Raw genomic sequence first — 11,339 nt, forward strand, 5'->3', positions numbered from 1 at the left:
TTGTGGCTGTTGTCAGTGACGGGCCATTAGCGGGCCATTAGGCCACGGGCACCAGCACCCCGGCCGCGCCGTCGTCGTCTTCGTCGTCCTGGTCGTGCTCGGCCTGGACCAACGCGTCGAGGCCATCGGCGATGGCGCGATCACCCTTGGCCGACTTGTGCTGGTAGCGCAGCGCGGCCCGCTCGTTGTCGTGGCCCATGCGCGCCATCAGGTTCTTGGTCGAGACGCCCATGTCGGCCGCGAGCTGGTTACCGGTGTGGCGAAGATCGTGGAAGTGCAGGTTCGGTACGCCGAGCGCTTTGACCACGTGCTTCCAGTTGGTGACCTTGTTGAAGCCGCTGCGGCGGAGCGGCCCGCCCTTGACCCCGGTGAAGACCAGGGCATCAGCGTCCGGCTTGGTATAGATCTCCAGATGCGCGGCCAGGGCAGGGACGATCGCGGCCGGGATCGTGACCGTCCGTACGCCCGCCTTGGACTTGGGCGGCCCCAGCAGCATCCGGCCGTTGGCCTGTTCGACGTAGGCGGCTCGGACCCGGACGGTACGCCGGGCCAGGTCGATGTCACAGCGGCGAAGCGCCGTGATCTCGCCCCACCGCAGACTGGCGAAGGTGGCGAGCAGGATGAACGCGCGTAGCCGGTCGTCCCGGATCACGTCGGCCTGACCGTCCTCAGCCAACTTCCACAGCGCCCGTTCCGCCTCCGCGCGGGTGGCGAAGGTCAGCGGGAACCGCCGCATGATCCCGCCCTTGACGCGGTACCGGAGCCGGTACTCGCCGGAGTCCAGCTTGCGGAAGTTGCCGACCGGCCGCATGCCGACCCGTTCGGCCAGCTCGAAGACTTGCGGAATGGTGAGCGTGGGCCGCTCTTCGGCGTACTCGCTACCGGCCCCGCGCACCTGGCAGGGGTTACGCGGGAGGATCTCGTCTTCCACGACCGCCGTCATCAGGACGGCCCGCAGCAGCCGGTACGCCTTGGCGCGTGACGTCGCCCCGACCCCGTCATTGGCGAGGGTGGTCAGCCACTCCCGGATCATCGGGGTAGTGAGCTTGCCCAGGCTCACGCCGCCCAGGTGCGGAGCGATGTGCTTACCGAGCAGCCAGGCGTACAGTTCGCGCGTGCGCGGTCGGAGCATCTGACGCTGGTCGATCCACCGTGCGGCATAGGTGCCAAGCTTGACCTTGGCTAGCTCAGGGTCTGTCCAGGTGCCGTTAAGGATCTTCGCTTCGATCAGCGTCAGGGCGCGCTCTGCTTCGGTCTTGGAGGCGAATGTCTGGGGCGCGGTCCGGATGCGTCCATCCGGTCCGGGATAGCGGACCTGGTAACGGCCGGAATCGCGCTTGCGGATGTTGCCGAATCGGCGGTGTCCGCCTTTGTTCGCCATCAGGCAGCCTTCCAGAGATCGGATGCGGTCATGGGCTCGACCAGCCCGGCCGAGACGTACTCGGCGAGGGCGGATTCTGGGATGCGGATGTGACCGCGCTTGCCCGCTTCGCCCAGGCGGACGAAGCGAATGCGCCGTTCAGCGACGAGGCGACGCGGAAACCGCGCGGAGGTGTTCAGGTACTCGGCGGCCTCAGCGATGGTCAGCAACCGCTCGCCCAGGCCGATCGGGGGAGTCTGCGTCTTGGCCCTGCTCATGCGGTCGTCCTGTCTGTGCTGAGGGGTGGCAGGGGTTTGCCGGTGAGTGCTGCGGTGAGGAGGGCTTCGCCGGGGGTCATGCCTTGTCCGAGGTAGCGCCAGTGCGCGATGACAAGAACCTGGTCGTCATCGAAGGGCAGGCGGCCGGTGGTGACCTGGTCGTGTTGGCGTTGGTTGTGTTCGACGCGGTCCGCGCGCAGTTCCCCGAGGGTGGTGGAGTAGTGGCGTGATTTGGTGGAGTAGTGGCCGCGGAAGCCGAGCATGTGTGCCCATTCGGCCAGTCGGAGCCCGGCGAGTTCTTCGAGGGTGCCCAGGTGGAAGCATGCGGCGATGAGTCGTCGGGCGTGTGCGGTGACGGGTAGTTCGGCTAGGTCGTCGGTTGCTCTGATGGGGCGGTCGAGGGTGCCGACGCATTCGGCGGCTTTGGTGGCGTATTTGGCGATGTAGCCCGCCACCGCACCATCGGTCAGGTCCCCGGAGGCGGTGATGGGCCGCACGTCGATCTGCGCACCCCACCTATGGGTCTTGGCCGGGACTCCGGCCGCCGCCGGGGTGGTGACCTTGACCGCGCCCGCCGTGTGGTCCACGGCCGCGCGGATTTGGTCGAGGGTGGCCCAGGCGGGCGGGGACGCGTGGGGGCCGCCCGGTCCGTCCAGGCGGATGACGGCATGGAAATGCACCAGGCCGCGCCGCTGGTATTCGGCGACCTTGGCGAACGACACCGTGAGAACCTCGCGCAGCTCCCCCACACGCAGCCCGGCCGACCGCGCGAGGTGGCGGCGGACGGCCATGGTGAAGCGGCGCCAGAGTTCGGGGGCGTTGGCGTTCCAGAGCACGGCGCCGGGGTAGTCGAAGCAGTCCGGGCAGATCGGTTGCCCAAGCCGCCCGTCATCTGCGGAGTGCCGGAGGGTGCAGGAGACCGGCCGTCCGTGCTCGCAGGTGCCGCCGCCGCGCCGGGGATGGCAGGGCGCGACACCTCCGCCGGCCCCTGCCCGGTGGGAGTGGACGGGGCCGAAGGAGGGGGCGGTGAGGGTGACGAACGCGGCCGGGTGGGTGGTCACGGTCGCGGGGACGCCTTTGCCGCCGATCAGGCCCGCACGGACGAGTTGGTAGGTGTCGGCGCGGTAGGTCTCGGCGCAGGCGGGGCAGCGGGAGGCGCGGCGGGTCTTGCACGCCACCCGCAGCACCCCGCCCGGCTCACGAGCCGTGGAGTACCGGTGCAGGACCGCGCCGGTGAGCGGGTCGCGGTATTCCACGCGTCCGCGTAGGTGGACGGGTTGAGCGCATCCCCCGGTGGCGCGGGCGCGGGCGGCCCACCGGCTGAAGTCGGGCCGGTTGAACCGCATCGCCATGTCCCGTGCGGCAAGGCCGGTGATGGAGGGTGCTGGGTGGGGCACGATGGAGGGGTCTCCCTATCCGGTGATGTGGTTAGTGGGGAAGGGCCCCGGCGCGGCTGGATTGCTTGGCGGCTTGAGAGCCGCGCCGGGGCGCGGTCAGAACGCTTCGATGAACCGGGAGAGGGCGTCGGCCAGCAGGGCGAACCCGCCGCCGATGGTCTTGACCGTCTGGGCTCCGGTCTCGGGGTGGCGGATCACGAACACGGTCAGGGCGATCCAGAAGGCGATGGACGCGGTACGGCGCAGGTACATGACGGGTTCTCCTTTAGAGGTGGCCGTGGCCGTGGCAGGCGGAACAGGTGGAGCCATCGGAGGCGACGCCGCCCCCGCCGCAGGACCCGCACACCCAGCCCCACACCAGCGGGAGCAGCAGAACGGGGAGGGGCGGCCGGTCGTCCGGGCGACCCTGTAGGGGACGGGTCGGGTGCGGTGTGGTCATCAGGCCGCCTGCCCGGCGTCGTCCTGGTCGCCGTCGGTGCGGATGTTGTCGAGGTAGCTCCGCCGCGCGTCGAATTCGCGGCGGACACGGTCAGGAATGTGAACCAGGCGGTAGGTGATCCGGCCGAAGGAACGGGCGGCGATGTAGTGCCCGCCCTGCGGACGGTCGTCCTGGACGAGCACGCCCAGGAGTTCGGCGACCTGGTCGACGACCGCAGCCGAGAGGGTCTCGTCAACCTCGCGGGGAAAGACGTCGAAGCTGTCGCCGTACTCGGGGACCGGAACGGCCGGGTTGTCGGCCAGGAAGTCGGCCAGGGCACGCAGGCCGGTGATGACCTGGTGACGGGCGAGCAGGTCACCCGGAACGACGCCGTCGGTCGGGTCGGTGGGGTTGGTGTGGGTGGTCATGGTGCGGTTCCTCCAGTGGTCAGGCGACGGGTGCGGTGTCGGTGCGGATCTGGCGGAGCAGGTCCGAGGCGAGTTGGTTGGAGACCCCGAGCCGTGCGCGTAGCGCGTCCCGGGTGATCGGGCGCCCTTCCCGGTTCTGGTGTTCGGTGGCGACCCGCCGCGCGAAATCCACCAGCGGAGCCGCCGCTGGGGCCGGATCGGGCGAAGCAGCCGCGGATTGTTCGGCGGCCGGGACGGGGATCGTGGTTTGGCCGTCCTGCCCGTGTTCGCCGTCCTGGTCGTCGCCGACCGGCTTTGCGGACGAAGCGGCGGCGGCCGGGTCGGCTTCCCACACCACCCACGACGACGAGGACGAGGACGGGACGGCGGACGAGGGAGACGCGGTCGAGGACGGGCGGTCGAAGGTGTCCGGGGCGGCCGCGCCATCGGGGACGGGAACCGATGGGGTCCGCTCAGTCGTCGGGGTGGCCGTACGGCGTTCGAGCATGGAGACGGCGACCAGGAACGCCCCGGCCGGAGTACCGGCGGTGATCCAGCCCCACACCGACGCATCGGCTTGCGCCAGGTTCGCCGCAAGGGAGAGCAGGACGCCGCCGACCAGGACCAGCGTCGGCCACGACACCGGCCCCGTCTCCCGCCCGGTGCGCTTATCCCGCTGGCGCTCCCCCGCCGCCATGACGCAGGTCAGGTCGATGCACACGGCGATGGCCCAGGCCATCCACCCGCGCTGGCCATGGTCGGTGGCGGTGTCGCGGATGTGGGTGAACGACCCCGCCGCCGCGATCCCCGCCAACACCACCACCGGCCCCGAATCGGCCAGCGCCCCGAGGATGCGGCGGGTCATGCCGCCCGCCGGTCAGTGACGAGCGCGAGCAGCGCGGCCAGCTCGGCGTCACAGCGGTGGGTGTCAGCCCACCGGTCCACCTCGGCCCAGGACGCGGAGGCGAAGGAGCCGGCGCAGCGCTGACACCGGGCGATGTGCAGGGAGCGGAACTCGTCCCACTCGACCCCGACCGGCCACACATCCCAGGACGACACCGACGCCGACCAGGACGAGGACGGGGACGGGACGACGGCCAACCGGGGACGAGGACGGGCAGGACGGGGACGAAGGACGCGGATGCGAGCAGCCATCGGGCTACCTCCAGGGGCGGTTTCGGGCATGGGTCGGGTAGGGACGTGGCGCGGATTGAGGGCTCACGCCGAGCCGCAGTGAAGTGGGGGCCTATGCGGCGGGTCGCACGTCCGGGACGGAGCCGACGAGGACGTTCCAGTCCAGGGTCAGGTGTGCGTAGTCGCGGGCGGCTTGCTCGGCCGCAGCTTCAGGGACGAAGACCGAGCGGGCACGGTGCCAAGCACCGTCCTGCCCGGCCAGGATGCACACGCCCGGAGTCTCGGCCGGTATCGCGCGTGCAGCGTCCAGGGCGGCGGGGTCCAGGTCGCCCAGGGTCATGTTCGCGGTCTCGGGGTCGTTGACCCGGTGGCACACCCGCCCCGACAGTTGCGCCCGCAGGGCGGTGACGCCGGGCCCCAGGTCGGAGCCGATGCGTTGCCCGCAGACGATCAGGGAGACCGCGAACGCCCGGCCGAGCTGGGCGATCCTCAGGAGCGAGGTGGCGGTCTTGGACACCTCGTCCTTCTCGGTCTTGTCGGCCATCAGGAACAGTTCGGCGACCTCGTCCACCAGGGCGACGATGGGAACGGGCCGCAGTTCCTCGGGGAGTGTCCAGATGTTGCGGGCCCCGTGCGCACGGCAGGTCGCCATGCGGTTCTCCACCTCGGCCATCAGGTCGGCCAGCAGATCGACGGACTCTTTGCGGGTGGTGGCCAGCGCCGAGAGCCGGGGCGCGTAGGGGGTGAACTCGACGCCGCCTTTGAGGTCGAACCCCACCAGCGCGACCGGTTGCGGCGCCAGAGCACAGATGATCGCGTTGGCCAGGTTGGACTTACCCGACAGGGTCGCCCCGGCGATGAGCCAGTGCGGAACGACACGCAAGTCCATCACCCAGTCGCGCCCGTTCTCCAGCTTCCCCGGCCGCACCCGCAACAACTTCCAGGGCTCTGGCGACACCGACACCTCGGTCAGCGGATCGGCCATGGTCGCCCACAGCGTCACGAAACCGGGGCGCACGTCCACTACCCGTACCGAGTGCACGCGCCAGGCATGCGCGATGCCCTCCGCTGCCTTCTGGTAGTCGGCCGGAACTTGGCCGTCGTGCAGGCGTAGCCGCATCCGCCACCCCAGCCGGGTCGGCCGCAGCAAACCCAGCCGGGGAGCGCGCTCCACATCGACGCGCCGCACCCGCCGCTTGTGCTCGACCACCGCCGCCTCAGCGCGGGAGGCCCCGCCGACGACCGGGACGGCGTCCAGGGTGAGCCGCAGCCGCCGCCGGTGACGAGTCAGCCTGCAACCCGAGGCGACGTGATGCCAGCTCAGGTACACCAGCACCGCCCGCGCCGGGAAAGCCACGCCGTACCAGAACGAGACCGGGTGGAACCGGCGCCAGGCCCAGAGCCCGGCCGCCGCAGCGGCCAGGACCCCGAACACCAGGTAGTCGCTCATCACCAAGGCCGCCGCTCAGGCCACGTCCGCCGCAACCGACGCGGCCGAACTGTCCGGTGCCGAGACCGGAGCGGCCAGCGTGATACGCGAGGCCCGGTAGGCGACACCCCACCGCTTCTGACCGCCGATCACCTGCTCCCACGGGAACGCCACCAGACCGACCGGAGTCACGATCTGCCCGATCGACACCTCCTGATCACCCGGCACCGAGACGTTCACCAGGTCGACCCGACCCGTGGCGTCGGCAGCCGACAACCCGACCGTGAACACCGTCTTCCCGTCACGGTCCACCTTCACCTCCCCCGTCTCCTGACTCACCAGCTTGGGACGCGGCGCCGACACGCACACGAATGTGAGCGCCGACAGGTCCACCGGGATGCTGCGCACTAGGAACCTCCAGAGTTGCGTGAACTACTTAGACAACATAGTCGACCTAGTCTTCCATGTTGTCAAGGACGCCATGGTTTCCTTAGCCGGTCGGGTGTGCTGAACTTGGGTCGAAGCCCCCGACGGAAGGCGGACGAGTGGTCGAGAGGACCGGACGGCCCGGATATCTGCAAATAGCCGATGACCTGCGGCAACAGATCCGGGATGGCCGCCTGGTGGCGGGGGAGGCCCTACCGTCGACGGCCCGGCTCCGCGAGGAGTACGACGTGTCCGCCGGGGTCGTGAAGGCCGCTATCAGCGTGTTGCGGACCGAAGGCGCGGTGATCGGCCAGCAAGGTAAGGGCGTGTTCGTCCGCGACCAGGCCGACGCCCGCCCGTCCGGCGAGGCCCCACCGACGACCGGTGACGACGACGTGACGATGAAGCAGCTCACGGAGGTACTCACCGCGATCCGTGATCTCGGAGAGCGCGTCGCCCGGATCGAACGGGCTGTGTTTCCAGAGCCTCCGAAAGCTGGTCAGTCCGGCAAATGAGTTCGTCCAGCTCTACCAGAATCAGCGCCAACTGTTCATGCGGAGTCCCTTCCTGCTCGCCGCCTTCCGGCACCGCCGATCGCCTCCCGATGTGATTCGCTCTGTCATCCGGCACTCAGCAATGTTCGCGCCAGGAGGCACCGCCAGCCCATCACTGTTCCCTCGTCGGGTTCTTTCACGTTCGCTTATACGTCCACTTTCACACCCCCATGGCAGACGCTCGGGATATGCGCACATGTGCCGACGTCTACGGTGAAACGGAAGGCCAGAATGAGCACGACCAAGCAGCGCCCCGGCTGGAAACCCACGAAGCTGCGCGAGCGCCGAGAGACCCACGGGCTGAGTCTTGAGGCGGCCGGGGACCAGTTGCGCACGGTCGCCGAACGAGGCGGACTCAGGGTCGCGGCGAACTTCCAGACCTTGTGGGGCCATGAGAACGGCAGCATGTACCCGGGTCCGCACTACCGCCGCGCCTACTGCCTCATGTACGAGGCCACCGAACCTGAACTCGGATTTCGCCTTCCGCTCCCCGGCGAGGCGACGGGAGACCTGACGCTGCCCCTCCCGGCGCCGCTCAGCCCGGCCGCCACCGAGGAGGCCGCCAACGCCATCACGCAGGGACTCGACCGGGTCTCCGACCAGACGCAGGGCCAGGACGCCACCGCAGGCGACGCGCTCAAGGCTCGTGTCGTCAGCGCATGGCGGGGCCGAGCCATGAGCGGCAGCATCGGAACGACGACGCTCGCCCTGGTCGGAGGCTATGCCGGGTCAGGTAAGACCGAATTTGCACGCTTCCTCGGCGACGTGTCCGGGTGGGCATTCCTGGACAAGGACTCCCTAACCCGTCGCCTGACCGAACGCCTTCTCGTCTCCATGGACGGCGACCCGCACGACCGCCACACCGACCTCTACCTGAACGAGGTCAGGCCCCTTGAGTACAAGTGCCTCATGGACACCGCCAACGACAACATTGATTGCGGCATATCCACAATCCTCGCCGCCCCGTTCATATCAGAACTGAACGACGAGGCATGGCTAGGACGACTCACCAACCGATGCAAGGCCAAGGGCGTGGACGTCGCGGTGATCTGGGTCCGGTGCGACGTCGACTCCATGCGCGAGTACATCGAGTTCCGCGACGCGCCGCGCGATGCCTGGAAGCTCGCCCACTGGGACGAGTACGCCGCCGGGCTCAACACTGAGACCAGCCCGCCCGGTGTCCACCTCACCGTCGACAACCGGCTAGGCGCGGCGATCAGCATTGCCGACCAGACGCGCGAGGCACTGCGTAGAGTCCTGCCATGACCAGTCCGGGCGTGATCCTGTACGGCCCGCCGACCAGCGGCAAGGACACCGTCACCGCCGAACTGTCGCGCCTGGACGACCGGTACGCCCTACTGCCGAAGCTCAAGACCGGGACCGGCCGAAGCACCGGCTACCGGCTCGTCTCGGAAGCCGAGCGCGAGGCGCTCCACACCGCGGGCCGCCTGGTCGTAGAGACCCACCGCTACGGCAACGTGTACGCCATTGACCGGCAGGACATCGCCGCCCTGGTCGACGCCGACCGCGTCCCCGTCGTCCACATGGGCAACGTCGCCGACCTGCGACGCCTACGGGCCGCCGTCCCGCTTGCCTGGACAAGCGTTCTGCTCTGGGTTCCGCGCAAGGTCTGCGCCAAGCGCTCGGAACACCGAGGCGACCTCGATACCCCGAGCCGCGTCAAGGCATGGGACGAAACCCGCGCCGACCTACGTGCAACCGCCGACACGCCCGTCTTCAACACGATCATCCGTACCGACCACACCGACGGGACCGAGGCGGCCCGCCGCATCATCGCCGCCGTAGCCGCCGGCCCCGGCGAGCCCATCGCCGTTCTGGCCGACCTCGCATAGAGAACCGCGCGGCAGGGCTCGTCCGCGACACCCAGCCGCCTACCCTGCCGCGCGGCCGTTCTTGGGCCAGGGCCATCCGTCCGGCACCTGAATAGCCTTGGCCAGCTCTTGCGGCGAACGCGCCTCCACCAGGCGCCATCGCCCGCACGCGGGCACCATCGCCCAATACGTCCGCGTGTACTTCCCCCGCCAACACCACACCCCGAAACGCGCCCGAAGCTCATCCAGCGCCGTCCGGGCAGCCATCACGTACCGTCCCCACCCCGAGACCGCAAGGCCGCCAACCACGGCGAGCCCAGCGAAGCCGAGACCGAAGCCGCGGCCAGGCCGACGCGGCGGCACGGCGCTACCAGCTCGCCGGTACTCGACTGGAACCACCAGTCGCCATCCGCACGGACAACCGTGATGCTCTCCCCAAGAGATGGCGTGTGCGCCGAGTACACCCGCAGAATCACCGGCCACTCGGCATACCGCCGCTCGACCATCCACCCCCGCCGCCGCAGCGCCCGCCGCAGCCGGTTGAGCCGACGACGCGCCTGCCACGGTCGAGGCGACGCGGCCAGTGCGCTCGGGGGAACCTGCACCGACCGCGCCACCTCAACCTCCCCCGGGGCCGCCCCGGACTTATCTGCGGCCCCGTCCGGTGATGGGACAGGAACAGCGGCCATCACCGGACCCGCTTAGCCGCACGGGGCACGCGCTTGCGCTCTTCGACGAGCGCCGCCCGCAGCTCGCCAGCGTTCGGCCGGATTACCGTCGGGTCGACGCCTGCCGCCGAGTCGTGCAGGGTCGCCACCCAGTCACCGGCTTGCCCGCCGCCGCGGCGAGACCTCCAGATCCGATGTCCGGTGAAGTCGTCCCGTAGCTGGCGAAGGGCTCGGTCTTCCTGCTGCGCTCGCGTTTCCATCGCGGTTGTCCTTGGTGATCGACGGCGAGCCCGGCGAGCAGGCCCGTACGGCATGACGACCAGCGTTGCGCCGTACCGCGATTAGCAAAGGAGCCTGACAGGGGGCCAGGTGTGGGCCACACTCGGTGAGGGGAGGTGGCCACACCGCATGACCACCGAGAAGCGCCAGGAGTTCGGCGCCTACCTGCGACGCCTACGGGGCAGCAGAAGCCAGACCGCGCTAGCCGCCGAGCTATGCGCCCTGACCGGCTCCAACACCCTGACCCGACACGAGATCTCCCGCTGGGAACGCGGCGACCGCATCCCCGACGACTGGTTGCCGCACCTGGCCCGCGCTCACAACGTCCCCCTCACCGTCCTGGAACGCATGGCCGCCGAAGTGCGCGGCAAGACCCCAGGCCCGGACGGCATCCCGTTCGACCTCTCGCCGTTCTTCCCCGACACCGTCCCGCTGACCACCCGCATAGCGAACGCCTGGCACGGCCGAACCGTCGCCAACGCGGGCGGCAACCCCACGCTCGTCCTGGTGGGCGGTTACGCAGGCTCCGGGAAAACCGAGTTCGCCCGCTTCCTCTCCGACCTCTCGGGATGGGCGTTCCTGGACAAGGACGCCCTCACCCGCCGCCTGACCGAACGCCTACTCGTCTCCCTCAACGGCGACCCCCACGACCGCCACACCGACCTCTACCGCACCGAGGTGCGCCCGCACGAGTACCGATGCCTGATGAGCGCCGCCTACGGCAACGTCGAGTGCGGAGTGTCGATCATCCTCGCGGCCCCGTTCGTCAACGAGCTGAACAACCCGTCATGGCTCCCACGCCTCACCCACCGGTGCCAGGCCAAGGGCGTAGACGTCACCGCGATATGGGTGCACAGCGACGTCGACACCATGCACGAGTACATCGAGCTACGCGACGCCGCCCGCGACGGCTGGAAGCTCGCCCACTGGGAGGAGTACACCGCCGGACTCAACACCGAAGACCCGCCCCAGGCCGCGCACCTCACCATCGACAACCGCCTCGGCGCCGCCGTCAGCCTCGCCGACCAAACCCGCCGAGCCCTAACCAAGCTCATCCCGTAACCCCAGGTCACCCAGCCAGCACCCACAACGGATGAGAACTTTCTCTACGTCTTCAAGGGCGCCCGCTACGCGGCCGCCGCCGGTAGCTCCGGGCC

The 11,339-nt window shown here is 69.5% G+C and carries 14 protein-coding genes; 4 read left to right on the forward strand and 10 right to left on the reverse strand.

Annotation, left to right across the window (positions count from 1 at the left end; genetic code table 11):
* Positions 1-37: 37 nt before the first annotated feature.
* The 9 genes from GNZ18_RS16435 to GNZ18_RS16470 form a co-directional block, all read right to left on the reverse strand.
* Entirely contained in the window at positions 38-1,381 is a 1,344-nt protein-coding gene (locus GNZ18_RS16435) for a tyrosine-type recombinase/integrase (RefSeq protein WP_156217325.1), read from the reverse strand.
* Positions 1,381-1,638 (reverse strand): excisionase family DNA-binding protein, encoded by a 258-nt coding sequence (locus GNZ18_RS16440; RefSeq protein ID WP_156217326.1) that lies wholly within the window; start codon positions 1,636-1,638, stop codon positions 1,381-1,383. The genes GNZ18_RS16435 and GNZ18_RS16440 overlap by 1 nt, the downstream gene beginning before the upstream one ends.
* Positions 1,635-2,990, reverse strand: a complete 1,356-nt coding sequence (locus GNZ18_RS16445; RefSeq protein WP_156217590.1) for a replication initiator — start codon at positions 2,988-2,990, stop codon at positions 1,635-1,637. Before GNZ18_RS16445 ends, GNZ18_RS16440 begins: the two co-directional genes overlap by 4 nt.
* 141 nt (positions 2,991-3,131) lie before the next feature.
* The gene (locus GNZ18_RS40840; RefSeq protein WP_173390784.1) at positions 3,132-3,287 is read right to left on the reverse strand and encodes a hypothetical protein; all 156 of its coding nucleotides are present in this window, start codon (positions 3,285-3,287) and stop codon (positions 3,132-3,134) included.
* Between the two features lie 186 nt (positions 3,288-3,473).
* Complete coding sequence (locus GNZ18_RS16450; RefSeq protein ID WP_156217327.1) at positions 3,474-3,881, reverse strand: hypothetical protein; 408 nt, start codon at positions 3,879-3,881, stop codon at positions 3,474-3,476.
* A gap of 19 nt (positions 3,882-3,900) precedes the next feature.
* Positions 3,901-4,725, reverse strand: coding sequence for a DUF2637 domain-containing protein (locus GNZ18_RS16455; protein WP_156217328.1), 825 nt, complete (start codon positions 4,723-4,725; stop codon positions 3,901-3,903).
* Positions 4,722-5,015, reverse strand: coding sequence for a hypothetical protein (locus GNZ18_RS16460; RefSeq protein ID WP_156217329.1), 294 nt, complete (start codon positions 5,013-5,015; stop codon positions 4,722-4,724). Before GNZ18_RS16460 ends, GNZ18_RS16455 begins: the two co-directional genes overlap by 4 nt.
* Before the next feature lie 91 nt (positions 5,016-5,106).
* Positions 5,107-6,444, reverse strand: coding sequence for an FtsK/SpoIIIE domain-containing protein (locus tag GNZ18_RS16465; protein ID WP_156217330.1), 1,338 nt, complete (start codon positions 6,442-6,444; stop codon positions 5,107-5,109).
* Positions 6,445-6,459: 15 nt separating this feature from the next.
* Positions 6,460-6,831 (reverse strand): SCO3933 family regulatory protein, encoded by a 372-nt coding sequence (locus GNZ18_RS16470; protein WP_214615596.1) that lies wholly within the window; start codon positions 6,829-6,831, stop codon positions 6,460-6,462.
* 137 nt (positions 6,832-6,968) lie between these two features.
* Here GNZ18_RS16470 and GNZ18_RS16475 point away from each other — a divergent pair, with 137 nt between their 5' ends.
* The 3 genes from GNZ18_RS16475 (at position 6,969) to GNZ18_RS16485 (ending at position 9,256) form a co-directional block, all read left to right on the forward strand.
* Positions 6,969-7,364 (forward strand): winged helix-turn-helix domain-containing protein, encoded by a 396-nt coding sequence (locus GNZ18_RS16475; RefSeq protein WP_214615597.1) that lies wholly within the window; start codon positions 6,969-6,971, stop codon positions 7,362-7,364.
* 270 nt (positions 7,365-7,634) lie between these two features.
* Positions 7,635-8,669, forward strand: a complete 1,035-nt coding sequence (locus GNZ18_RS16480) for a P-loop nucleotide/nucleoside kinase family protein (RefSeq protein WP_156217331.1) — start codon at positions 7,635-7,637, stop codon at positions 8,667-8,669.
* Positions 8,666-9,256, forward strand: a complete 591-nt coding sequence (locus GNZ18_RS16485) for a guanylate kinase (protein ID WP_156217332.1) — start codon at positions 8,666-8,668, stop codon at positions 9,254-9,256. The genes GNZ18_RS16480 and GNZ18_RS16485 overlap by 4 nt, the downstream gene beginning before the upstream one ends.
* A 667-nt stretch (positions 9,257-9,923) precedes the next feature.
* Here the strand turns inward: GNZ18_RS16485 and GNZ18_RS16490 are convergent.
* Positions 9,924-10,163, reverse strand: coding sequence for a hypothetical protein (locus tag GNZ18_RS16490; RefSeq protein WP_156217333.1), 240 nt, complete (start codon positions 10,161-10,163; stop codon positions 9,924-9,926).
* A gap of 148 nt (positions 10,164-10,311) precedes the next feature.
* On the opposite strand from GNZ18_RS16490, the gene GNZ18_RS16495 reads away from it, so the two are divergent.
* Positions 10,312-11,244: an AAA family ATPase gene (locus tag GNZ18_RS16495; RefSeq protein ID WP_156217334.1), complete on the forward strand. Its 933-nt coding sequence runs from the start codon at positions 10,312-10,314 to the stop codon at positions 11,242-11,244.
* The last annotated feature ends 95 nt before the right edge of the window (positions 11,245-11,339 follow it).

The sequence above is a fragment of the Actinomadura litoris genome (assembly GCF_009733595.1).
GTDB lineage: Bacteria > Actinomycetota > Actinomycetes > Streptosporangiales > Streptosporangiaceae > Spirillospora > Spirillospora litoris.

What these genes read in the sequence shown, in the direction of transcription:
- GNZ18_RS16465 (WP_156217330.1), bottom strand. Translation starts at nt 6,444, where the DNA reads ATGAGCGACTACCTGGTGTTCGGGGTCCTGGCCGCTGCGGCGGCCGGG.
- GNZ18_RS16455 (WP_156217328.1), bottom strand. Translation starts at nt 4,725, where the DNA reads ATGACCCGCCGCATCCTCGGGGCGCTGGCCGATTCGGGGCCGGTGGTG.
- GNZ18_RS16485 (WP_156217332.1), top strand. Translation starts at nt 8,666, where the DNA reads ATGACCAGTCCGGGCGTGATCCTGTACGGCCCGCCGACCAGCGGCAAG.
- GNZ18_RS16460 (WP_156217329.1), bottom strand. Translation starts at nt 5,015, where the DNA reads ATGGCTGCTCGCATCCGCGTCCTTCGTCCCCGTCCTGCCCGTCCTCGT.
- GNZ18_RS16450 (WP_156217327.1), bottom strand. Translation starts at nt 3,881, where the DNA reads ATGACCACCCACACCAACCCCACCGACCCGACCGACGGCGTCGTTCCG.
- GNZ18_RS16440 (WP_156217326.1), bottom strand. Translation starts at nt 1,638, where the DNA reads ATGAGCAGGGCCAAGACGCAGACTCCCCCGATCGGCCTGGGCGAGCGG.
- GNZ18_RS40840 (WP_173390784.1), bottom strand. Translation starts at nt 3,287, where the DNA reads ATGTACCTGCGCCGTACCGCGTCCATCGCCTTCTGGATCGCCCTGACC.
- GNZ18_RS16490 (WP_156217333.1), bottom strand. Translation starts at nt 10,163, where the DNA reads ATGGAAACGCGAGCGCAGCAGGAAGACCGAGCCCTTCGCCAGCTACGG.
- GNZ18_RS16435 (WP_156217325.1), bottom strand. Translation starts at nt 1,381, where the DNA reads ATGGCGAACAAAGGCGGACACCGCCGATTCGGCAACATCCGCAAGCGC.
- GNZ18_RS16445 (WP_156217590.1), bottom strand. Translation starts at nt 2,990, where the DNA reads ATGGCGATGCGGTTCAACCGGCCCGACTTCAGCCGGTGGGCCGCCCGC.
- GNZ18_RS16495 (WP_156217334.1), top strand. Translation starts at nt 10,312, where the DNA reads ATGACCACCGAGAAGCGCCAGGAGTTCGGCGCCTACCTGCGACGCCTA.
- GNZ18_RS16480 (WP_156217331.1), top strand. Translation starts at nt 7,635, where the DNA reads ATGAGCACGACCAAGCAGCGCCCCGGCTGGAAACCCACGAAGCTGCGC.